The organism is Staphylococcus sp. GDY8P54P (assembly GCF_017892645.1).
Taxonomy (GTDB): domain Bacteria; phylum Bacillota; class Bacilli; order Staphylococcales; family Staphylococcaceae; genus Staphylococcus; species Staphylococcus ureilyticus.
This window is the reverse complement of record NZ_JAESLN010000048.1, coordinates 15,452-36,535: the sequence shown is the minus strand read 5'-3', so window position 1 is coordinate 36,535 and position 21,084 is coordinate 15,452. Positions and strand designations below refer to the sequence as shown.

Genomic DNA, 21,084 nt, shown 5'->3' with positions numbered 1-21,084 from the left:
AAAAAGAGTTGATATTACACTTAATTTTTATTTTTACTCATTTTATATATATATAAGTAACATAATTATTTTGACAAATATACAAAATTGGCGTTAAAGACTATGATATCACGCTATGATCGCTTACTAAAAGTTAGATATAATGATATAATCACAAATAAAACCACTACTCTTTTAGTCTATTTTTTATTTGAGTAACATAAGAAATCGGTATGATTTTTATATACATTTCACTTGGAATAGTGCTCAAAATGCTTATGTTTTTTAATTTTTACTAAAGTAATCTATACGATAAAAGCATTCAATAAAAAATGGCTGATGCCATAAATAAATACGGTACCAGCCAACTTTATCTTGTTTTGCTTTAATCTATAAAATAATAACATCATTAAAAATAACTTTTATTCTTTAGGTTGATATTTTTCTTTAAAAGCATTATGTTTTGCGCCTTTGACATTTTTCTTAGTTTCTGGATCAAAACCTTGCACCAAAATACCTTTATATGTACTAATCGGTTGAACGACATAAGTATGATCTGAATCATCTTTAAATTTAATTTCTTTATAATACAAACCTTTTTTAGCACTATATAATGTTTTCTCTGTTTGGATTTTATCAGTTAGATGAGTTTCATCTAAATAGTTATCAACTAACTCTAAATTTTTGTGACCTTGATAAGTTCTTAAACCAAAGAAAAAAATTACAGCCAAAATTAACGAAATAATTAATAGTCCTAGTATTTTCAAAAACGTCTTCATTATTTATCTCCTTTTAAGTAAAAACAATTATTATACATACTCCATTGTTAATCCTCATACTCTTAAATTCCTAGACTACTTATTAAAATTCATAATATTAATATTATGAACGATAACAAATAAATTATAAAGTATTATTACCTTTTGTAACAAAATGTTCTTAATTTTTCGCTTATGTATAACTGTATATATTATAAAATATACATATATTCTTTATTACTTTTTGAATAATCCGTTCAGGACAATTTCACCTAACTTTAATATGAATGAAATTAATAAAATAACTCAAATAACACTTTCACAACAGTATAAAAATATTATGAATAAAGACACAACTGTTCCTTGACAATGTACGTAGTTCATAATAAGGTTAAATTTCAAAAGGGGTGATTAAATGGAGGACAAATTAAGTTACTTAGAAGAACAACTGTGCTTTCTATTTTATGTTTCATCAAAAGAAATAATAAAAAAATATACTTCATATTTAAAAGAGTATGATTTAACATATACTGGTTATATTGTTATGCTCGCAATTAAAAAAAATGAAAAAATCAACATCAAAACACTTGGACAACGCGTTTATCTTGATTCAGGTACGCTAACACCATTACTAAAAAAATTAGAAAAAAAAGGGTTTGTTAGTAGAACACGTGAGATTGATGATGAACGTAATTTACAAATTGCACTTACCGAACATGGTGCAAAAGTTCAAGATTCATTATCCGGTGTCTCTAGAAAAGTTTTTGGTGAATTTGATATGGATATCGATGAAGCCGTTCACTTAAAAGAAACACTACAAAATTTTGTGAATAAACATTTCACTAAAGAAATTTAATATATTAAGAGGCAAAGAAACGTTTAAAGTGTGTAGTTTATTTATGCTATTTTAAACTTAAACTTGCCTCTTTTTTATTTTTTCTAATTATACTTATGTTAACAATCATTGATACGCCATTTTTGATATGATCATACATTTAGAATAATCAACGCTCATAGTTTGACTTTGACTTTCTTTGACTAATGTATTATAATATTAATATAAGGTTAAAGGAGAGGTGAAAAATGATGAAAAACACTCAAAATCTTTCTACAGATATTCTAGAAAATTTATTAACCGAGCATCATGATTTTAACGTAGATGTATATGAATCAAGTAATGCATATCAAGTCATGGCTGAACTGCCAGGTTACAGTAAAGAAGATATAGATATTCAATTTGATGAAAAGACTTTAACAATCAGTGTTACAAATACTTCTACAACAACTCAAAACCAAGATAATTACTTGATTAAAGAGCGCAATTTTAATAATCAAAGTAGACAATTTATATTTAAAAATGTAGATGAACCTAATATTAAAGCAATGCTAAACGATGGTATATTAAATGTTACGTTACCTATTAAACATACAAAAAAACAAATTAATATTGATTAAATCGTAACAAAATAAATTTATTATATAAGGAGAGATGCTTTATGGCATTCAATATGAAACCATTCGATAATTCATTTTTCGATGCAAATCCTAGTGATTTATTCAGAGACTTTGGACGTCAATTTTTCGATCAATTTCCAGGAAGTAATAGCATTAAAACAGATGTCAAAGAACTTGAAGATGCTTACGTAGTAGAAGCAGAATTACCAGGTATGAAAAAAGAAAATATTAATCTTCAATTTGAAAATAATGTTTTAACAATAGAAGGTAAACAATCATTTGAAAATAATAAAGAAGATGAAAATGGACGCATGATTCATCAAGAACGCAGCTTTAGTGATGTAAAACGTCAATATCAATTTGATAATGTTGATGAAAATGGCATTAAAGCTGCTTACGAAAATGGCATGCTAAATGTGACGCTACCTAAAAAAGAGAAAAAAGAGTCTTCTTATAATATTCAAATTGATTAAACATTAAAAGCAACACTTCATAAAAGTGAAGTGTTGCTTTTTTTATGAAATTTATAGTTTTAGTTTACATTTTTAACCATTCTCGACATTGTTATTAATGCTATAATTCCAAATATCGCTAATAATAAAAAACGCTAAATGACTGGAACCTGTGACTATTGTGACATAAGAAATAACAATGGGTGGGAAGAATCCCCCCAAACCGCCCATCATAGAAACAATACCGTTTGCAGTACCTGCCTCTTTACTAAAATATAAAAATAGGAAATTCCCTTAGCTAAAACCTAAAGGAATCCCCTACTACAAATCATCGCTTAAAATGGCGGTTGTCCTAATACTTCTTCATCAAAACGATCTGGAATTAATACTTTTCTCATAATAACGCCTAAATCACCATCGTCATTTTCATGTTCTGCATATACTTCATAACCTCTTCTTTTGTATATATCTAATAGCCATGGATGTTTGCGTGCAGATGTACCCAATGTCACTGCTGGTACCTTAAGCGTATCTCTAAGGAAGGTTTCTTCAACGTATTTTAATAACTTGCCGCCCAATCCTTGACCATCATACGAAGGTTTTGTAGCAAACCACCATACAAACGGATAAATAGAAATACGTCGTTTTGCCTCCCAAGGATAACGTACAGTTATCGTTGAAATAATTTCCGTGTTATTTTCCAAGACAAAAGTCGTACCCGTTTGTAAATTTTTTTCGACCATTTCAACACTAGCGTTGACAGATGGCCAATCAATACCTAATTCTCTTAATGGTGTAAATGCTTCATGCATTAATTTTTGCAATGCTTCAGCATCATCTATTTCAGCAATTCTAATATTATAGTCAGACATTTTGTCACTCCTTAGCGTTTCTCTTAAAGCTTCATTTTATTAAATCTCAAACATTAATTTACAGTAATACAATATGGTTTCTTGATAAATGAGTCAATTTTTTTGTTTTATAGATAAAAAATAAAAGACAATACGATTTCATTAACGAAACCGCATTGTCTTTCTACTTTATCTTAAAATCAACTGCGCAAACTATCGCGTTTACCGTTTAAATAAGCATAAACCAGCCCAACAAATATACCTCCACCAATATAATTACCTATAAAAGCAAAGACTATATTTTTTAAAACGTGTAGCCATGCGACAGCGTCAAGATTATAAAAAACCATACCAGCATATAAACCTGCATTAAATACTACGTGTTCATAACCCATAAATACAAAGACAATAACACCACAGGCTATGAAGAAAGCTTTAGATAAACCATCTTTAAATTGAATTGATACGTAAATTCCAATATTTATGAAGAAATTACAGAAAATGGCTTTTACTAAAATGGCATACCATGTCGTATCTATGGTCTTTCCATCTACAAGCGTTGTTAAACTTGTCACCATTTCCGTTGTCATTATAGGCGTAAACTTCATTAACCCAAATAATACAATACCTCCAATAATATTAAAAAAGAAGCATACTAACATGATGAGTAACGCCTTGTTCATACCGATAAGTTTATAATACCATCCAACTGTTAAATACATAAAATTACTCGTTAATAATTCTGAATGTGTTAGTACGATTAATACTAAGGCTAAACTGAATGAAATAGCGCCTATTAAGTTAATGAGTCCTTCATTTGCACCATCAAATTGTGTTTTTATTGCAAGCATGAAAACTGTTACAATGGCTAACAAAAATCCAGACATAATCGATTTTAATGCATAACGTCCAGGTGTTTGGTCAAACATTACATCCTTCATTTGAACTTGATTATTAATGTTCTTAATTGTTTCGCCTGACATATATGTATCTTTGATGGCTTTATTATTCTCTATCAACATCGACACCCTTCCCCTTTAAAATATTTAGATTTCAAACTTACAGATTCATTGTATTATTTTTTATTCAAATTTAATAGACGTACTTCTATTTTACATAAAAAAACACCTCCGTATAAATTCTTATTAATGTGAATTCAACGAAAGTGTCTTTATTTCACTCCAAATATTAGAGACAGTTCATAACGAATTTGCGCTCATATTGGAGCGTGGATAGCTCTAACTTAATCGCGCTGCTTGCTGTTATTTTTTAAATTTTGTTAATATATGTAGGCCATAAGCAAAAATACCATAGCCTGTTAAAGTACGTAATAACCATTTGAATGTACTGCTACTTAAACATTTTTCATTTAACATCATAGCTGGTACAAGCGTACTTATCGTATATAACCCTAATACTTTTAAATAACGTTTATTCAATACACTCACCTCTTTTCACTTTTATTATAACTAAAAGCTAAAGTGTACAAGTGTTTCAATTCTTACATATCTATGACTATTTATTTTTTAAAAGTGTTTCTAAATTATCAAATGTGCTATTCATACCCGCTTCTACACCCATATCAAGTAATTGTTGTGCTGATTTAGGATCTGGTAGTTCTGCAGTGGATATAATACGTGTTGAATTCTCACCTTTCTGTTCTAATTGAATGACATTACGCATACTAGCCATATTTTTATCAATATTACCTTCTTTATCAGTAAAGTAATCGTTATAATCAATTAAATAAGGTGCTTTGACTTCATTATACTTTGTTAATGTATAACTTGTACCTTGATCAGTATATATTGCAAAAAACGCTTGACCTCCAGTCACAATATTAAATTCGAACACTTTTGTTGTTGCACCTTGAGGGTGAAACCATTGTTCAAATAAAGACTGCTCAGTATATGCGTCAAATATTTCTTCTGCAGTTGCTTCAAAATCTCTTTTAAATATAATTTTATTTTCATTTACTTCTATACTCACTTAAAACGCTCCTTTTTATTCATCATTCATAATTACATAAGATGTCACTGTTTTAATTTTGGCATTTTTACGATTGCTTTCAAACTCAATAAAATCCGCAAAGTAGACTGCTGTGCCATCACTATTTAACTGAGTACCATGCATTGCACCAAACTTTCCGTGTGTTAAATTATGCGTCACTTCTATTCTTTTAATATCTACTTTATGCGCTTCAATTTCATTGTGAAATTCATCTAAACTGTTCAATTCAAAAGCACCAGGCACTTGCCACTTGAAATTTGACACAACTGTTTGTGATAACTTATTCTTATCAGCTAATGCAGATCCAATTAGAAAATCTAACATGATTCGCCGTTTGGGTGCATTATCACACCCTAAATCTCCAACCATTTCAAATGGAAATTCTGAAGCCGCTTCATTTTTAAATGATAGTCCTGCTTCTGTTAACGCATTTTCTAATATGCTGATCGCTTTAGGTCCTACGCCATGAGTATCTAATATAGTAGTTCGTTCATATTTTGCTAATTCTTCTAAAGTATTTATACCGATCGAAGCTAACGCATTCGTTGCTGGACGACCAATTTTAGGTAACATTGTTGCCACTGAAATCCCCCTTTTTAATACTTTATACCCGCATAAGAAGATTTTAAATTTTATATAACAAAAAAAGATCCAAGACAAACATCAGTCTTGGACCTTTTTACTATAATTTTTGTTATTAATCTTCTAATGCAAATTCAAGGCTTACTTGGAAGTTTATATACTTACCAATCATTACGCCACCAGTTTCAAGTGGTTGGTTAAATGTCACACCATATTTTTCACGGTTAATTGTGCCATTAGCGATGAATCCTGCTGTTGTAGCTCCATTTAATGGGTTTTTACTTTGACCTTCATATGATAATTCAAAAGTTTCTTCTTCAGTTACATCTTTAATTGTTAAATTACCAGTAACTGAATTTCCATCTACTTTTGTTACATCAAATTTAATTTCAGGGTAGTTTTCAACATCTAAGAAATCACCACTTTTTAAGTGATTATCACGATCACCAACGCGAGTGTCAATTGAATCTGCTTTGATTGTTAAACCACCTTTAATTGTACTTAAATCATTTAAATCTCCTTCAAGTGAAGCTTCGAATTCATTAAATCTACCTTTTATATTTGAAATCACCAGGTGTTTAACTGAAAATTCTACTACTGAATGTGCTGGATCAAAATTAAATTTTGTCATAAAAATTCATACCTCCAAATTATTAACTTTCTATTGATACATTTATTATATCAGGTATATTTTATATATCAATAGAAAAGCTCATATTTGTGTTTCTATGAAAAATATTCCCGTAAAACAAAATTTTACTCATTATCTATATAAATAATTAATTTCACTTAAATCCACACATTGATTTAGACTTTAATGTGCTAACATTTCTTTTTTAATTTGTGCTTTTGTTAATTCACTTGAGTAATATGTTGGCCAATTGTCTAATTCTTTTAATACTTTTTGTTTATTATCTCCCATAAATATATGGAAATGTTCTGCTTTTTTAGGTGCAATATTATGATCGCTAAATTGTACATATTTTGGTAAATCTTTATTATCGCCTACTCGTTTAAATGAATATCTGACACCTCTATTACCTTTTTCATATTTCAAAATATCTTTCCCATCGTATTTGTATTGGCCAGTTAAGGTCTTACCGTCTTTTTTAAAAGTAATCGTATCCTCCGTAATATTTATATTACTAATATTTGTCTTATATCCTTTTTGGTAATATGCTTTATATTCTTTTGCAGTCATTTGATTATCTTCTTTTGCTTTGTGTTTCATGACATCATCTAACGTGCCATCTTTTAAAAACGGATAAACTGATTGCCATTCTCCTTCATAATCAGTTAATTTTCTATCTTTTACTTGACTATCCTTAAAGTAGCCATCAGCAATTGCTTTTTCATGTTTATTATGTGCGTGTTCATCATCTGTTTTAACATCGTCATTTAATGCCATATCAAGATGTTTTATATTTTTTTCCATTAGGGATTGATATGTCAGTTTATTATCTTCTGCTTGTTCTTTTGATAATGACTCCATGTTATTAAACTTCAATGGTTTTGCTTTTGTTTCTTTGCGAATCGTATCTGTGACTTTATTAGAAACATTGGCTTCATACAAAATGTATTTTGCGCCTGAATCATTAATCTCTTTCACAATTTTTGCTAATGCTTTTTGAGATGGATCTTCAGCATTCATGTTTTGTATACCTTTTTGGACAAATCCATATCTTTCTGAAAGATAACCAATAGATTCATGTGATATATATACGGTATTACCTTGCTTATCTTCAGTGATGTTTTGCATTTTTTGATCTATGCCCATCAAATCTTCTTTCAACTTATTATAGTTCTTTTCATAATAAGATTTGTGTTTAGGGTCTTGCTTTATTAATTTATCTTTGATCTCTTTTGCAAAGACTTGATTAAATTTTGGGTCTAACCATACATGAGGGTCATAGCCGCCATGATGATGTCCATGTTCATGATGGTGACCATGTTCTTCGTCGTGTTGATCAGTTAATAATTCGCTTTTATCAATTTTATCTCCTAACGATACCTTTTTATCATCCTTTTTAATTGTTGCTGCCACTTTTTTAGCAATAGGATCCAAATCGTCACCTGTATACAGGAACATATCTGCTTTACTCGCATTCATAATATCTTTTTGTGTTGGCTCATATGTATGTAAATCTGCACCAGTAGGATAAATAGATTTAACTGAAACATACTTTCCTCCTATTTGATTGGCAAATGATTTTAATGGAAATACAGTAGTATTAATTTTTATTTTGTCATTATCTTTTGATTCGTTAGACTTTGTGGCACTACAAGCAGTAACGATGATCGCTAATATAATGACAAATGACAGTATGTATATTGACTTTTTCATTCTTATTCCTCCTCAGATAGTAATCATTACGATTTAAAATTATAACTGTACTTTTCGAGATATGCAATACATATTTTGATTTTTTCGTAATTGTTTCGATTTAATAAGTTAGTCCTTCTTTTTCATATAAACTAAAAAGCCCGTTCCTAAATGTTTTATAAAACGTTCAGGAACGGGCTTTTGATATTAAAGTTTAAATCTAAATTTTAATATTTAACTTTCTTCAAGTATTTTTTTATAGTTCTTATATTTATACGGGTCCTCTACTTTTTTACCTGCTACAAAAACTGTAGGTGCTGTTTCAATATGGTTTTCTTTATATTGTTTTTGATCTTGTTCGGCTGCTTTCCATGATTTACTATCTTTTGTTTTATAACTCGCTTTTATCTTTTCTTTTTTATCATTTGAAATTTCCAATTGATTTATTTGTTGATCAACGAGTTGTTCGGTAATCCATTTTTTTTCTGAGTTCGGTTGTTGCTTAAACATTAACTTTTGAAATTTTAAATATTGTTTAGGTGCATATTGCCTTACTGCATGACCTGCCCTTGAACCTATAATTGAATCTTTTCCTAAAAATGCCATATTAACAAATTGATAATCTACTTTTTTCGTATCAATATATTCTTTTTTTAATTTAGGCATAATATGTTCTTCTACTTTTTTACAATATGGGCACTTAAAATCACCATACTCAATAATTTTAATCTTTCCACCTTTTCCATATTTGTCATCTTGATGTACATTTTGATTGTCATTCGAACATGCGGAAACAAAAATGACTACTGCCATTAATAACAAACTTAACCAACATTTCTTCATTTGTTAAAAACACACCTTCTTATCTTGTTTTATTCTTCTAAGTTCATATTTTCTTCTTTATAATCCGCATCATGTGCATGTGAATATGATTTTGAATTAAAGTTTTTTAAGTAATGTGCTTTACCATCTGTTATTTTATATGTATAAAAATGAACTTCATCATCATCTTTTAATGGTTTATAAGCAATAGTCACATATTTACCTTTGTCATACACATAGATATTCGCATTCTTTTTTTCAAACTTAGATTCCACATCGCCATTTTGCTTATCAGCTAAAATCTTTTGTTGTTTTTTCTGTTGATGCACTGCTTTGTCAATCTCATCAGCATATTTCCCACTACTGCACCCAGCTATAATGATTATTGAAATGAACACCATCGTCATTAATTTTTTCATATTTACACTCCTAATATTACTTCTCATATCTAATATTATTTAACCATAAGTTTTATCTTACAACGAAAATCTTTGATGTGCTAGAACTATAACATTATTTTTATATTTATATAAAAACACTTCCGAAAAATTCATTCATAAATGAATTTAACGAAAGTGTCATATTTACCGTAAAAAATTAAATTTTCACCTATGGTACAACTTTATCCTAGCTATAACTCAATTAATTTCATTTTCATCATATTAGTGCCACTTTGATTGCTAATGCACCGTAATTAAGTTCATCTGTTTGTGAATAAATTTGATATATAGCCGCTAATTTTTGAGAAAGTTGATCATCTGCTTTCGCTCCAACTTCTTCATTTGTATATTGATTCAACAGTGACTGAAACGAAGAAAACACTACAATTTCCTTAACTTGGACTGTTAATGTTTCTTCATTCATTAAATTTTGGAATACAATATAATCGCCGCTTTTAATTTCTTGTCTTTTTTCATCATTCAATCTAATTTCAATCGTTTTGACTTCGTTTTTCATTAATTGAAAAGGTTCATTATTTAAATGCATCGAGTGTTCTATAATCCATACGCTCCATTCATAATATTTATATTGATATCAAAGTATCATAATATTAATATCATTTACAAGACAATTTCGCTTAATGCAGTACGATGTCGCAAATTTAATTATTCAGCATTCTTTTCTTCTAATTTAAGTTGTCTTTTGCTTTTCAACATAAACACACTTATTAAACTGATAATTGATATAATGACTGCAAACCAAAAGGCACCGTGATACCCACTTAACAATGCTTGATGTTGAATTTCTGCTGTCATTTGTTTTTGGCTCATATCTTTAAACTCAGACATATTTGGTGTGTAGTTTTTAGCAACCTGACTCATAATTGTAATCAAACCTGCTGTACCAATTGATGCAGATATTTGTTGTATAGTATTTGTCATCGATGAACCATGGGCATTCATTTCTGGCGCTAATTGATTCATTGTATGTGTCATTAATGGCATTAAACCAAGTGCGATACCAATCATACGAATAGCATATACAGTTGCTAATATCGCTGATGAAGTATGTTCATCCATGATTACAAAATAAGAAGTTGTTACAACTACAATAAACATACCAATGAATGCTAATATTTTAGCACCATATTTTTCATAGAGTAAACCTGAAATCACTGACATAATCCCCATTACGATAGCTCCAGGTAATAAAATCAATCCTGATTGAAGTGCTGAGTCATTCATAATATTCTGCACAAACATCGGTAACACAGTTTCAGAACCAATCATTGAAATCATGGTAAAAGCCATTATGATAATACCTACGGCAAATTGACTATCTTTGAATACTGAAAAATCAAGCAGTGGATTTTCCAAACGTGTTTGACGAAATATAAAAGCAGCAACTAAAATAATGCCACCAATTACAGTAGTCCATACAATTGGATCGTTCCAGCCATCACGAGAAATTGAACTTGTACCGTATAGCAAACCACCAAAACCGAACACAGATAAGATTATTGATAAAATATCAATACGTGTCTTTCGATTAGTACCAACATTTTTGACGAATTTAAGTGCACCAATGAAAGTAAGTGCAGCTATTGGAGCAACGACATGGAATAATGAACGCCAATTTAAATACTCTACTAAATAACCAGACAGTGTCGGACCAATTGCTGGAGCTAAACCAATCACCAAACCAAAAGTCCCCATATATTTACCTCTTTCATGAGGTTCAAATACATCTAAGATCGTCGTCATCATCAGTGGCATCATGATACCAGAACCAAGTGCTTGAACAATTCTTGCACTTAATAAAACAGAAAAGTTTGGACTAAATCCTGCAATTAAAGTCCCGAAAAAAAAGATAAATATTGCAGTTAAAAATACTTTTCTTGTTGAGTATCTTTGAATAATCATTGCTGACAATGGGATTATTACACCATTGGTCAATAAAAAGGCCGTAGTAAGCCACTGTACTTGTGTGTAATCTATTTTAAAATCTTTCATTATGCTTGGTAATGCTGTAGTTAATAAGGTTTCATTTAATAATCCGAAAAATCCACCACACAACATCATCAAAATCATTATAATTTTCGTCTTTTGATCCATTTTTGTACTCCTATTTTCTATTAATTTATCAACTCTTTTTAGTCGCATTTCTGCATTATACATATTTTAGTTTAATTTATCATTAAAAATACTTAAAATATTAGTTTTATTTTAATCTTTTATTTTGAGAGATTTAAAAAATAGTTATAAATCGTAATAATTACTATTTACATTTCAGGTTTTTTCTTACATAATATCTATAGATAAAGGAGGTCCTCACCATGAAATTAGATTTACAAACAGCACGTCGTAATTTAAATAGTCCTAATATTAAAACACGGAAACGTGCACGCAAAATTATCCAACAACATAAGCGCAATAAATAAAAATAGAAGTAACACTTCAAAACCAATGGTAATTTGTTTCTGGTTTTGTCGCATTACTTCTAAAATGTGGCTTGATTCCTGAAAATATACATTTATATACTTCAGGATCAGCCATTATTTTATTTAAACGATTCATTATCTATTTATGAGGTCTTTTTTTACTTACATTTATTGAAAAACTATAAGTAATATTTATTTATTACTTTTAAATCATCTGTTAAATCATAAATCAAAGGCGCTCCAGTTTTAATTTCATATCCTACAATATCTTCATCTGATACATCTTCTAAATACTTAATTAATGCACGTAATGAATTTCCATGTGCAGAAACAAGCACAGTTTTTCCATCTAATAACTGTTGTGAAATTTGGTCGTTCCAATAAGGAATCACCCTAATTAACGTGTCTTTCAAACTTTCTGATTCAGGCATAACTCTTCTATCTAAATGTTCATATTTTCTATCATTTAAATAGTCTTTTCTTTGTTCTTCACTTTGTTCAGGTGGTGCTATGTCATATGAACGTCTCCATATATGTACTTGTTCTTCTCCAAATTTTTCTCTTGCTTTATCTTTGTTTAAACCTTGCAATCCACCATAATGACGCTCATTTAAGCGCCAAGATTTAATAACAGGAATAAATAACTGTTGAGATTCATCTAATAAGTGAAATGTAGTTTTAATGGCGCGTTGTAATAAAGACGTAAAGGCGATATCAATCTCTATACCCTGTTCTTTTAATTTTTTTCCCGACGTTACTGCCTCAGTTCTTCCCTGTTCTGATAAATCTACATCAGCCCAACCTGTAAATAGATTCTCAGCATTCCAAACACTTTGTCCATGTCTACATAAAATTAATTTTGGCATAATATTCCTTCTTTCCATTGAATAAAATTATATTATCACCCGTTTTACAAAAATATTACAGTGATATACAGATATAAATCTTGTTACGACAATACTTTATCTATAATTTCTCATGCCATACATTAAAATTATAACAATTTACACTAAATTTTGAAATGATTGTATTCATTTATTCATAAATGACTTTTTATTTTTATTTTACTGTAACCTGTCTATAAAAAAATGATGTTATAGTTGTAAACGTTGATAAACCGAGCAATACGACAGACAAAAATAAGCACTTTTAAAACAACTATGCAGATTAACAAATACAATTTGAAATTATTTAAAACAAACAATTATTAGGAGGATTTTTCAAATGAAAAAATTATTATTAGCTTCATTCGCATCAGTAACAATCGCTACTGCTGGTGTTGGTTTAACTTCAAATACATCTACAGCTGATGCTGCAGAAACTACTCAAGCAAACAATGATGTATATAGTGAATTTATTGCTGCTGGTGGTACAAAAGCACTTTGGGATAACATTGTAATGCCAGAATCAAGCGGTAACCCAGATGCGGTGAATGAATTAGGATATAGAGGTTTAGGACAAACGAAGGAAGCTTGGGGTACTGGATCTGTAACTGAACAAACAAAAGGTATGATTCAATACGCTGAAGAACGTTATGGCTCAATTGATGCAGCAATTGAATTCCGTGCTGCAAATGGTTGGTGGTAAAACGAATTTTATGCATTTCTTCAATATGTAAAAAAATAAAGCCCCACTTCTCAATTTATTGAGTTAGTGGGGCTTATGCATGGGCTGAATCTCAGGTGTTCCTCTATATTTTTTTAAAATTCTAGTCATTCTTGCCAGGGTGGAGCAGTGAAATCTTTTTGATAAAAATAGATTTCTGTTCCACTCGTTTTTTTTACTATAAAATAAGCTAATAAAATTTCAGTTTATACATCAATATTCATTAAATACCTTAATTCAGGTTATCCTTTAGTAGTTTATTAACTTAATATGAATATAAGTCATGATAATAATCAAAATTATTTACTTTCTCGACATCTTAGTTACTGTATTGACTGTGGCTCAGGATGCACATAAACTGAAGAAATGCCTTTGCTATGCATATGTTGTTCTACTTTGTCGCAAATGTGATGTGCTTCCTCTAAAGACAAATCTGATTTTACTACAATCGTTACATCTACAAAAACACTACTACCGTGGTAACGACCTTTAATATTTTGTACTTCTATTACATCTTCAATTTCTAACACATAATTTTTATAAGCTTCTAATTCTTGCTCGTTAAAACCGTCACTTAATGTAAAAATTGATTCTTTAAAGATACCAAAACCAGTATATATTATAAGTAAGCCTAAAATAATGGCTAATATCGTATCAATGATTGGAAATCCAAATTGTGTAAATACTAAACCAATTGCAGTTCCTAAACTCACTAACGCATCCGACAAATTGTCCTTAGCTGCAGAATTCAGAGAACTACTTTGGGTATGATTAGCAATTCTTTGATTAATATAAAACACAGCTAGCATAATCAAACCACTAATGACACTGACATAAATATTTATAATATTAGGAGTATGATGTTCGTTTGTGAATAATTCAGGAACATTCTCTATAATGACTTGAATACCTACAAACATTATAATAAATGACACGAGTAATGATGATATATTTTCAGATTTCAAATGTCCATATGGATGGTTTTGGTCTGCAGGTTTAATAGAAATTTTCAACCCAATAATTACGGCCAAAGAAACAATAATATCTGTCATGTTATTTAAACTATCTGCTTTTACAGCTGCAGAATCATATAAATAACCTACAATAAATTTAGTCACTGATAATATGATATAGACGATTAAACTTAAAAAGGCACCTTTTTGTGCTGTTTCCAATTTTTCTTTTTGACTCATCTTACGTTCCACCTTCAGTATGATTGAATACTTATTATGACTCAATACAAACATATTTACAACGATTTTTATTCAAAAATTATTTAATATAAATAAACTAATTATTTTTTTAGCCAATCCTAATATTAATTATAAAATTGAGCAAAAATAAGAGACCAAGTTTGAAACAAATCATATTTTTGATTCCGAAACTTGATCTCATAAAAATAACTATATTTAAAATGTTGGTCTATTAATCATTTAACTAATCTCTCAAAATATATTTAGAGAGCACAAATGTTATAGGTATCGTAATGATAAGCCCTGCAAAAGGTGCTATCACAGATGATATACCAAACCATTGTACAAAAATGTACAATAATAAAGTTTGCATGCCCATATTGACAACTTGAGTTAATGGAAACTTTAGGAATTTACTCCAAGTTGGTGTCACTTTATAAACAAAGTAACAATTTAAATAATAAGAAATAACAAAACTAATGATAAATCCACTGATATGACTAACTAAATAATTCATTTCTAATAACTTCAATAAACAAAGATAGACAATGTAATAATTTAAAGTATTCATACCGCCTACAATCACAAATTTAATCACTTCATAGTGTGTTTTAGTCAAATTCATTTTTTACTCCTTAGTAAATTTCCATGTCTTTTTGAATAATTGCTATTAAAAACATATTATTAACGCGCTATATCTAGTATAATACTTTATCATATAAATGTATGTTTTGTATTATATTAATAATTACAACGAGCTCAATTAATATGCTCGCTTTTAAGTATACATGGTATTTAATATATTACTTTTATAAGTAGTTACAAAACGAGATAACATGTTTATAATTAAGTATTAGAGAGTATTTTAAAGGAGTTTCAAACATGGACAAGATTTCAAATCGTCAACTGCCAATTATGGTCATTATTGTGTTAGGTATCATGACTACATTTGGTCCTTTAACCATAGATATGTATGTGCCATCATTACCGAATGTGCAACATGACTTTAGTACATCTGTATCTCAAGCACAGCTTACTTTATCATTTGCAATGATTGGTCTTGCTATTGGACAATTTATATTTGGACCTTTGTCTGATACATACGGACGAAAAAAAGTTGCTTTATTTATCATTTCAATCTATGCGCTCGCTTCTTTACTGGCGGTTTTCACAGCTTCCATGGGTGTCTTACTCACTTTGCGACTAGTTCAAGGTTTAACTGGCGGAGGTGCAATAGTAATCGCCAAAGCTACTATGGGGGATCAGCATGAAGGAAAAGCGTTAGCTAAAGGACTAGCATCATTACTCGTAATTAATGGAATCATTACGATTATTGCGCCAATCATAGGTGGATACGCACTAACGATATCCAATTGGAAAGCAGTATTTGTAATTCTGACCATCGTAAGTGTTATTATTTTATTTTTGTCGATTCGCCATTTAGAAGAAACACATCAACCAAATCGAGCAAAACTTAATTTCAAAGTTATTTTTAAAGATTTTGCTCATTTGTTAAAAACACCTGCATTTATTATTCCAATGATTTTACAAGGTTTAACGTACGTAATGTTATTTAGTTTTTCATCAGCGGCACCGTTTATTACACAAAAAATTTATGACATGACGCCTCAACAATTTAGTTATTTGTTTGCTTTTAACGGCATTGGCCTTATTATTATGAGTCAACTTACAGCCAAACTTGTGGCATATATGAATCGCTACTTTTTGCTAATTATGTTAACAATCGTTCAAATAATTGGCGTTGTACTTATTATTGTGGCATTAACACTGCATTTGCCGTTATGGGTATTAATTATCGCATTCTTTTTAAATGTATGTCCTGTAACAGGTATCGGACCTTTAAGCTTTGCATTAGCAATGGAAGCTCGTACTGGTGGTAGTGGTAATGCTTCCAGTTTACTAGGTCTATTTCAATTTATACTTGGTGGTATTATGTCTCCATTAGTAGGATTACAAGGTGAATACAGTATCTTACCATATACGATTATTTTACTAATCACTGCAGTGTTAATCATTGCGTTAGAAATTGGGTTAAAATCCTTTCTTATTAATAAGCATATAACATGAATTACAGCTTAAAAAATACATTCAAAGCATTACCAACATTCACAATTAATTTAATAACATATGTATTGATTTGGAAAACTTAGGTTAAAAAATTAATATAGACGCCGCTAAATTCATGTTTCAACATGCCATTTAGTGGCGTCTTTTCTTTTGCTTGCTCAATATACCAATCTATAAAATACTATAAACACAATAAATGTCCAATTCTACTTGACTTGAAATAGAAATGGACGATTACATGACATAATTGTGTTTATATTTCCAACATCGTTGATTTCAAACTTCTATTCTACTATTTGATTGGAAACCAAATTTCAGTAATATAGTCGTTTGAATGTAATTCACCTGGTTTATACAACTCAAAAAAAGGAGCGCTTCGCAATTCATAATCTAGAGTATGTAAGATTTTTCTATGAATGGTTTGCATTGCTTGTTTAATCGATTCTGGAACTGGACCTTTGGCATCAAATACTAAGTATCTGCCTTCTACTAATTCTACTTGTTCCCAATCACTTTGCGTTTCCTCATTTGTCACACCTATTAAATAATGCATTTCGCCATTTTCTTTAGGAAGACAAACACCTAATAACCCTTCGAGGTATTGATTACTTTGTGATATCAAGTGATTTTTGTAACCCATTGCTTCAAATTCCATCCAAAACTTAAAAATATTTTCTTGTGCTTTTTGTCCAGTTGCATATGCTCTTTTTACCCCTACAACTGGCACTGGAATGTCGGATAATGTTTCTATTCTATAATCCATTGTTTTCAACCCCTTTCGCACATTATAACCATTTTTATTAAAATATATCTAATATTAACTATGATTTAAGCATCTTTGTAGTCACTTAAATCGATATAGATATATAATAAAAGCAATCATCAATGTTAATAAATCTTTAATATTCGATACAGGAGTCTCTATCTATGAATAAAAAAATATTAGCCGTTAAACCAATTAGCCAATTGTTCCCGATACCTATGATTATGGGGTGCGAAGGCATAGCAAGTGCAATGATATTACAATTCAATAATCACAAAATACCAGCAACACATATCATGAAACACTGGCCGAAACACGCCAATAATCCATATAAAGGCTATGTAGGTCATCACTTATGGGTAAAATGGGGTTATCATCAAACGATTTTCCCTACAGCCTTAGCACCCTATTTACAAACGTATGATAAACGTATTGTTAATAGTACTGGGAAATCACTGGCTTCATTATGTGACGTCATTGATAAAGGGCAACCTGTCATCATTTATCACACTGTTTTAGGTCAAAAGCCTTTTAGCAAAACATTTAAAATTGATAATACACATCATCAATTGGTATCAAACATTCATGTTACCGTGCTGATTGGTTATGACGATAACCATTATTATTATATTGATCCATTATGGTCTAATTTATGGAAATCAATTATTATACCTGCTATTTTTCCGAATAAATATCAAATTATAAAAATTAACAAACAGAAATTAGAAAGCAGTTATAATGCTCCTGGACGTATGAGCATTCATTTACAAAAATGATTAATTAATTTCTATTTTGTGTAACGCATGGTTGATTTCCTGTTCTATATCTGGTGTACGCCATTCCCGTTGATAGCCTAAACACGGACAAATATATGTCACGTTGTTTTCTTCAAAAACATTTCGAAAATGAACATGGCCCATAATACTATATCTAATATCATATTGGGTATAAATTTCATCAAAATCCGAAGTACCTATAAATGCATTAAAATAATCAAATATTCTATGTGGCATTGGTACTGCGAATTTACGATGAGTCACGATGTGTGTCATTAATATAATTTTTTTATCTTTTACTTTTTCAATATCCTTCATCGCTTGTTTGGCCGCTATCATTGATAATTTTTGGTCTTCAATTTGCCAGTCTATTTTCACTTTATCTTGCCAAGTAGCGCCATAATATTTCCTACGTGCAATGCGTTCCAAAGAGAATTTAGAGTGTGCATATGTATAGTCATACCAACCTGTATTACCTACAATCGCCCACGCTTCATTTATGACAAAAGGATCATCTATTAAGCAATTATCCATTTTGATATAAGTATCCAAGATTTCAGAAGAAGTCGCCCCAGTATCCGTTGACCAAAAATCATGATTTCCCGGTACAAACAGTACTTTTATCATTGTTTGTATCTCGATTTCCTTCACAAATGATTGCGTTAACTTATAATGATTTGAAACATCTCCAGCGATAAGTAATAATTCAATTTTTTGTTGCTTAATTACTGTAACTAATGCCTGTTCATAATCTTTGGGCGTTAGTTTATTATGTCTATCGATATGTAAATCTGAAATCATGCCTATTAACATATTTATCACATTCCTCTACTCGTTTAACAATTTCATTATGACACAACTTCACTTTATTCTTTAAATGTTCCGCTTGTATTCATATAAGTTTCGTTCAGCAAATCATTCTGTATATCAAACATACCTGTAAGTCATTCATTAAAATGTTTTTCGAAATTATTTAAATAATATTTAAAAATTGTATGCAATTGTGTTAAAGTTACATTGTTCAAAACCCGAGCAGGAGGAAATAACATATGAAGAAAAATTGGATTGTCTTAATGATGACGATGCTACCTTTACTTTTAACTGCTTGTGATTATTCAAAACAAGAGGATAGAAGTGGCTGGTTTTACTTTATTTTTGTAAAACCCATTGATATGTTTTTGCATGGATTGGGAAAGTTGTTTAACGACAATTATGGGTTAGCCATCATCATGATTGTACTGACCATACGCCTTATCTTAATGCCGTTTATGTTAATACAAGTTAAAAACATGCATCTGATCAGAGAAAAAACAAAGATAGTACAACCGCAAATTGATAACATCAAACAACGCGTAAGAGATGCGCAAACACAGGAGGAAAAACGTGAAGCTAATAGAGATTTGATGACCACTTATAAGCGTTATGACATTAATCCAATAAAAAGCGTTATCGGTTGTTTACCAATTTTAATACAGTTACCCATATTATTTGGTTTAATCGTGACACTTAAATTTCCTAGCAGTGGTGGAATAGATCAATTCCCTCATTTTTTATGGTTCAATTTAACAAAACCTGATTTATGGATGTCATTAATTGCAGCTGCTATTTATTTCATACAACCTCTTGTAAATGCAATGCATTACCCTAAAAATCAACGCAAAACATATTATGTGATGATGATATTATCACCTATTTTTATAACTTACATATCTTTACATTCTGCAGCAGCACTTGGTTTGTATTGGACATTTAGTGGTTTGTTTTTAATTTTACAAATGCACTTTGCTCATTCATATTACAGTAAACAAGCAAAACAAGAAGCTTTAAAACTTGCGGATTCCCTCAATTAAACAAATATTGACTAAACAATGAGTCATGTTACTTTATTGAATTTTAAAATGCTTTCATTTACTTGTAATGAATTCAAAAATTTCTTTTACACATCGTTAGATGCTATAATAATTACAATTTGATAAACAAAGGGGGAAGATGTATGGAGTTTACAATAAGAGCATTAACTGAAGCAGATAAGTATGGTAAAGCACTTGTCCACTATGAAAGTTGGTTGGAAACTTATGACCATTTATCTAAAAATAATTACTTAGAAAACCTAGACAAAGCTCAATTTATCAGAAAGTCTTATTTGCACAATGTTCCGACATTAGTTGCCCTCGTCGAAAACGAAGTAGTAGGTTTCATATCTTATGGCAAAACGGAATCCTCATCTTCTTCTGACGACTGGAGTGAAATCTTCGCACTTTATTTATTGGAAGATTATCAGCGTCATATGATTGGTTATGCACTTACACAACGTGCCTTGGAATTATCTTATCCTGACAATGTAACCCTATGGGTAGTTGAAGAAAATAAAAATGCAATTCATTTTTATGAGCAAGTTGGATTTAAGTTGAGCAATGATAAACAAGCTACTTATTTTGGAAAAACTTATTATGAAGTTCGTATGAATTATTCAAGAAATGAACACGATTATTAAAATAACAAGTTACGACTTTATTACTACATTGTTTTACGCACTTAAAAAAGCA

Annotated in this window: 26 protein-coding genes and 1 pseudogene; 9 read left to right on the top strand and 18 right to left on the bottom strand. The window is 30.0% G+C overall.

Going from position 1 to position 21,084, the window contains the following annotated elements; translation table 11 throughout:
* Positions 1-401: 401 nt before the first annotated feature.
* Positions 402-758: a DUF3139 domain-containing protein gene (locus KA883_RS13090; protein ID WP_046207583.1), complete on the bottom strand. Its 357-nt coding sequence runs from the start codon at positions 756-758 to the stop codon at positions 402-404.
* A 394-nt stretch (positions 759-1,152) separates the two neighbouring features.
* On the opposite strand from KA883_RS13090, the gene KA883_RS13085 reads away from it, so the two are divergent.
* The 3 genes from KA883_RS13085 to KA883_RS13075 all read left to right on the top strand — a co-directional run bounded on the left by KA883_RS13085 (position 1,153) and on the right by KA883_RS13075 (position 2,665).
* Positions 1,153-1,593, top strand: coding sequence for a MarR family winged helix-turn-helix transcriptional regulator (locus KA883_RS13085; protein ID WP_046207582.1), 441 nt, complete (start codon positions 1,153-1,155; stop codon positions 1,591-1,593).
* Between the two features lie 227 nt (positions 1,594-1,820).
* Positions 1,821-2,192 (top strand): Hsp20 family protein, encoded by a 372-nt coding sequence (locus KA883_RS13080; RefSeq protein ID WP_210140013.1) that lies wholly within the window; start codon positions 1,821-1,823, stop codon positions 2,190-2,192.
* A 41-nt stretch (positions 2,193-2,233) separates the two neighbouring features.
* Positions 2,234-2,665, top strand: a complete 432-nt coding sequence (locus KA883_RS13075) for an Hsp20/alpha crystallin family protein (protein WP_019468832.1) — start codon at positions 2,234-2,236, stop codon at positions 2,663-2,665.
* A 59-nt stretch (positions 2,666-2,724) separates the two neighbouring features.
* On the opposite strand, the pseudogene KA883_RS13070 reads toward KA883_RS13075, so the two are convergent.
* The 12 genes and pseudogenes from KA883_RS13070 to KA883_RS13015 all read right to left on the bottom strand — a co-directional run.
* A pseudogene (locus tag KA883_RS13070) lies at positions 2,725-2,920 on the bottom strand (MFS transporter); the annotation flags it as partial.
* Between the two features lie 59 nt (positions 2,921-2,979).
* On the bottom strand, positions 2,980-3,516 hold the full coding sequence (locus tag KA883_RS13065) for a GNAT family N-acetyltransferase (RefSeq protein ID WP_046207580.1): 537 nt from the start codon (positions 3,514-3,516) through the stop codon (positions 2,980-2,982).
* Positions 3,517-3,695: 179 nt separating this feature from the next.
* Complete coding sequence (locus KA883_RS13060) at positions 3,696-4,514, bottom strand: formate/nitrite transporter family protein (protein WP_046207643.1); 819 nt, start codon at positions 4,512-4,514, stop codon at positions 3,696-3,698.
* 243 nt (positions 4,515-4,757) lie between these two features.
* Complete coding sequence (locus tag KA883_RS13055; RefSeq protein ID WP_046207579.1) at positions 4,758-4,934, bottom strand: hypothetical protein; 177 nt, start codon at positions 4,932-4,934, stop codon at positions 4,758-4,760.
* Positions 4,935-5,010: 76 nt separating this feature from the next.
* Entirely contained in the window at positions 5,011-5,484 is a 474-nt protein-coding gene (locus KA883_RS13050; RefSeq protein ID WP_046207578.1) for an SRPBCC family protein, read from the bottom strand.
* A 15-nt stretch (positions 5,485-5,499) separates the two neighbouring features.
* Entirely contained in the window at positions 5,500-6,078 is a 579-nt protein-coding gene (locus tag KA883_RS13045; RefSeq protein WP_037539911.1) for a helix-hairpin-helix domain-containing protein, read from the bottom strand.
* A gap of 124 nt (positions 6,079-6,202) precedes the next feature.
* Positions 6,203-6,718, bottom strand: coding sequence for a YceI family protein (locus tag KA883_RS13040; protein WP_210140012.1), 516 nt, complete (start codon positions 6,716-6,718; stop codon positions 6,203-6,205).
* A gap of 183 nt (positions 6,719-6,901) precedes the next feature.
* A complete protein-coding gene (gene adcA / locus KA883_RS13035) occupies positions 6,902-8,431 on the bottom strand; it encodes a zinc ABC transporter substrate-binding lipoprotein AdcA (RefSeq protein WP_046207577.1) in 1,530 nt (509 codons plus the stop codon).
* A gap of 213 nt (positions 8,432-8,644) precedes the next feature.
* Positions 8,645-9,253, bottom strand: a complete 609-nt coding sequence (locus KA883_RS13030) for a DsbA family protein (RefSeq protein WP_046207576.1) — start codon at positions 9,251-9,253, stop codon at positions 8,645-8,647.
* A gap of 29 nt (positions 9,254-9,282) precedes the next feature.
* Complete coding sequence (locus KA883_RS13025; protein ID WP_019468823.1) at positions 9,283-9,651, bottom strand: DUF4467 domain-containing protein; 369 nt, start codon at positions 9,649-9,651, stop codon at positions 9,283-9,285.
* A gap of 238 nt (positions 9,652-9,889) precedes the next feature.
* Positions 9,890-10,219, bottom strand: a complete 330-nt coding sequence (locus tag KA883_RS13020) for an ASCH domain-containing protein (RefSeq protein ID WP_019468822.1) — start codon at positions 10,217-10,219, stop codon at positions 9,890-9,892.
* Positions 10,220-10,338: 119 nt separating this feature from the next.
* Positions 10,339-11,787 (bottom strand): MDR family MFS transporter, encoded by a 1,449-nt coding sequence (locus KA883_RS13015; RefSeq protein WP_210140011.1) that lies wholly within the window; start codon positions 11,785-11,787, stop codon positions 10,339-10,341.
* A 221-nt stretch (positions 11,788-12,008) separates the two neighbouring features.
* Between KA883_RS13015 and KA883_RS13010 the strand changes: the two genes are divergently transcribed.
* Positions 12,009-12,113 carry a putative metal homeostasis protein gene (locus KA883_RS13010; protein ID WP_017722768.1) on the top strand — a complete coding sequence of 35 codons (105 nt, stop codon included), beginning with the start codon at positions 12,009-12,011 and terminating at the stop codon, positions 12,111-12,113.
* 179 nt (positions 12,114-12,292) lie between these two features.
* On the opposite strand, the gene KA883_RS13005 is transcribed toward KA883_RS13010, so the two are convergent.
* Complete coding sequence (locus KA883_RS13005) at positions 12,293-12,979, bottom strand: 2,3-diphosphoglycerate-dependent phosphoglycerate mutase (RefSeq protein ID WP_040030126.1); 687 nt, start codon at positions 12,977-12,979, stop codon at positions 12,293-12,295.
* A 358-nt stretch (positions 12,980-13,337) separates the two neighbouring features.
* Here KA883_RS13005 and KA883_RS13000 point away from each other — a divergent pair, with 358 nt between their 5' ends.
* The gene (locus KA883_RS13000; protein ID WP_019468819.1) at positions 13,338-13,700 is read left to right on the top strand and encodes an aggregation-promoting factor C-terminal-like domain-containing protein; all 363 of its coding nucleotides are present in this window, start codon (positions 13,338-13,340) and stop codon (positions 13,698-13,700) included.
* A 341-nt stretch (positions 13,701-14,041) separates the two neighbouring features.
* Here KA883_RS13000 and KA883_RS12995 read toward each other — a convergent pair whose 3' ends face one another.
* Complete coding sequence (locus KA883_RS12995; RefSeq protein WP_019468818.1) at positions 14,042-14,911, bottom strand: cation diffusion facilitator family transporter; 870 nt, start codon at positions 14,909-14,911, stop codon at positions 14,042-14,044.
* 244 nt (positions 14,912-15,155) lie between these two features.
* Positions 15,156-15,536, bottom strand: a complete 381-nt coding sequence (locus KA883_RS12990) for a GtrA family protein (protein ID WP_019468817.1) — start codon at positions 15,534-15,536, stop codon at positions 15,156-15,158.
* A gap of 257 nt (positions 15,537-15,793) precedes the next feature.
* On the opposite strand from KA883_RS12990, the gene KA883_RS12985 reads away from it, so the two are divergent.
* Positions 15,794-16,999 (top strand): putative multidrug effflux MFS transporter TcaB, encoded by a 1,206-nt coding sequence (locus tag KA883_RS12985; protein ID WP_046207574.1) that lies wholly within the window; start codon positions 15,794-15,796, stop codon positions 16,997-16,999.
* A 292-nt stretch (positions 17,000-17,291) separates the two neighbouring features.
* Here the strand turns inward: KA883_RS12985 and KA883_RS12980 are convergent, their stop codons facing one another.
* Positions 17,292-17,762, bottom strand: coding sequence for a GyrI-like domain-containing protein (locus tag KA883_RS12980; RefSeq protein WP_046207573.1), 471 nt, complete (start codon positions 17,760-17,762; stop codon positions 17,292-17,294).
* A 164-nt stretch (positions 17,763-17,926) separates the two neighbouring features.
* Between KA883_RS12980 and KA883_RS12975 the strand changes: the two genes are divergently transcribed.
* Positions 17,927-18,538, top strand: a complete 612-nt coding sequence (locus tag KA883_RS12975) for a C39 family peptidase (protein ID WP_019468814.1) — start codon at positions 17,927-17,929, stop codon at positions 18,536-18,538.
* Here the strand turns inward: KA883_RS12975 and KA883_RS12970 are convergent, their stop codons facing one another.
* Entirely contained in the window at positions 18,539-19,351 is an 813-nt protein-coding gene (locus tag KA883_RS12970) for a metallophosphoesterase (protein ID WP_046207572.1), read from the bottom strand.
* Between the two features lie 236 nt (positions 19,352-19,587).
* Here KA883_RS12970 and yidC point away from each other — a divergent pair, with 236 nt between their 5' ends.
* Both yidC and KA883_RS12960 read left to right on the top strand, forming a co-directional pair.
* Positions 19,588-20,388, top strand: a complete 801-nt coding sequence (gene yidC, locus KA883_RS12965; RefSeq protein WP_019468812.1) for a membrane protein insertase YidC — start codon at positions 19,588-19,590, stop codon at positions 20,386-20,388.
* 143 nt (positions 20,389-20,531) lie between these two features.
* Positions 20,532-21,032, top strand: coding sequence for a GNAT family N-acetyltransferase (locus KA883_RS12960; RefSeq protein ID WP_046207571.1), 501 nt, complete (start codon positions 20,532-20,534; stop codon positions 21,030-21,032).
* Positions 21,033-21,084: the final 52 nt, after the last annotated feature.

Bases quoted from the DNA above. Each gene is read 5' to 3' on its own strand.
- KA883_RS13090 (WP_046207583.1), bottom strand. From the start codon at position 758: ATGAAGACGTTTTTGAAAATACTAGGACTATTAATTATTTCGTTAATT.
- KA883_RS13085 (WP_046207582.1), top strand. From the start codon at position 1,153: ATGGAGGACAAATTAAGTTACTTAGAAGAACAACTGTGCTTTCTATTT.
- KA883_RS13080 (WP_210140013.1), top strand. From the start codon at position 1,821: ATGATGAAAAACACTCAAAATCTTTCTACAGATATTCTAGAAAATTTA.
- KA883_RS13075 (WP_019468832.1), top strand. From the start codon at position 2,234: ATGGCATTCAATATGAAACCATTCGATAATTCATTTTTCGATGCAAAT.
- KA883_RS13065 (WP_046207580.1), bottom strand. From the start codon at position 3,516: ATGTCTGACTATAATATTAGAATTGCTGAAATAGATGATGCTGAAGCA.
- KA883_RS13045 (WP_037539911.1), bottom strand. From the start codon at position 6,078: ATGTTACCTAAAATTGGTCGTCCAGCAACGAATGCGTTAGCTTCGATC.
- KA883_RS13040 (WP_210140012.1), bottom strand. From the start codon at position 6,718: ATGACAAAATTTAATTTTGATCCAGCACATTCAGTAGTAGAATTTTCA.
- adcA (WP_046207577.1), bottom strand. From the start codon at position 8,431: ATGAAAAAGTCAATATACATACTGTCATTTGTCATTATATTAGCGATC.
- KA883_RS13030 (WP_046207576.1), bottom strand. From the start codon at position 9,253: ATGAAGAAATGTTGGTTAAGTTTGTTATTAATGGCAGTAGTCATTTTT.
- KA883_RS13025 (WP_019468823.1), bottom strand. From the start codon at position 9,651: ATGAAAAAATTAATGACGATGGTGTTCATTTCAATAATCATTATAGCT.
- KA883_RS13020 (WP_019468822.1), bottom strand. From the start codon at position 10,219: ATGCATTTAAATAATGAACCTTTTCAATTAATGAAAAACGAAGTCAAA.
- KA883_RS13015 (WP_210140011.1), bottom strand. From the start codon at position 11,787: ATGGATCAAAAGACGAAAATTATAATGATTTTGATGATGTTGTGTGGT.
- KA883_RS13010 (WP_017722768.1), top strand. From the start codon at position 12,009: ATGAAATTAGATTTACAAACAGCACGTCGTAATTTAAATAGTCCTAAT.
- KA883_RS13005 (WP_040030126.1), bottom strand. From the start codon at position 12,979: ATGCCAAAATTAATTTTATGTAGACATGGACAAAGTGTTTGGAATGCT.
- KA883_RS13000 (WP_019468819.1), top strand. From the start codon at position 13,338: ATGAAAAAATTATTATTAGCTTCATTCGCATCAGTAACAATCGCTACT.
- KA883_RS12995 (WP_019468818.1), bottom strand. From the start codon at position 14,911: ATGAGTCAAAAAGAAAAATTGGAAACAGCACAAAAAGGTGCCTTTTTA.
- KA883_RS12990 (WP_019468817.1), bottom strand. From the start codon at position 15,536: ATGAATTTGACTAAAACACACTATGAAGTGATTAAATTTGTGATTGTA.
- KA883_RS12985 (WP_046207574.1), top strand. From the start codon at position 15,794: ATGGACAAGATTTCAAATCGTCAACTGCCAATTATGGTCATTATTGTG.
- KA883_RS12980 (WP_046207573.1), bottom strand. From the start codon at position 17,762: ATGGATTATAGAATAGAAACATTATCCGACATTCCAGTGCCAGTTGTA.
- KA883_RS12975 (WP_019468814.1), top strand. From the start codon at position 17,927: ATGAATAAAAAAATATTAGCCGTTAAACCAATTAGCCAATTGTTCCCG.
- KA883_RS12970 (WP_046207572.1), bottom strand. From the start codon at position 19,351: ATGTTAATAGGCATGATTTCAGATTTACATATCGATAGACATAATAAA.
- yidC (WP_019468812.1), top strand. From the start codon at position 19,588: ATGAAGAAAAATTGGATTGTCTTAATGATGACGATGCTACCTTTACTT.
- KA883_RS12960 (WP_046207571.1), top strand. From the start codon at position 20,532: ATGGAGTTTACAATAAGAGCATTAACTGAAGCAGATAAGTATGGTAAA.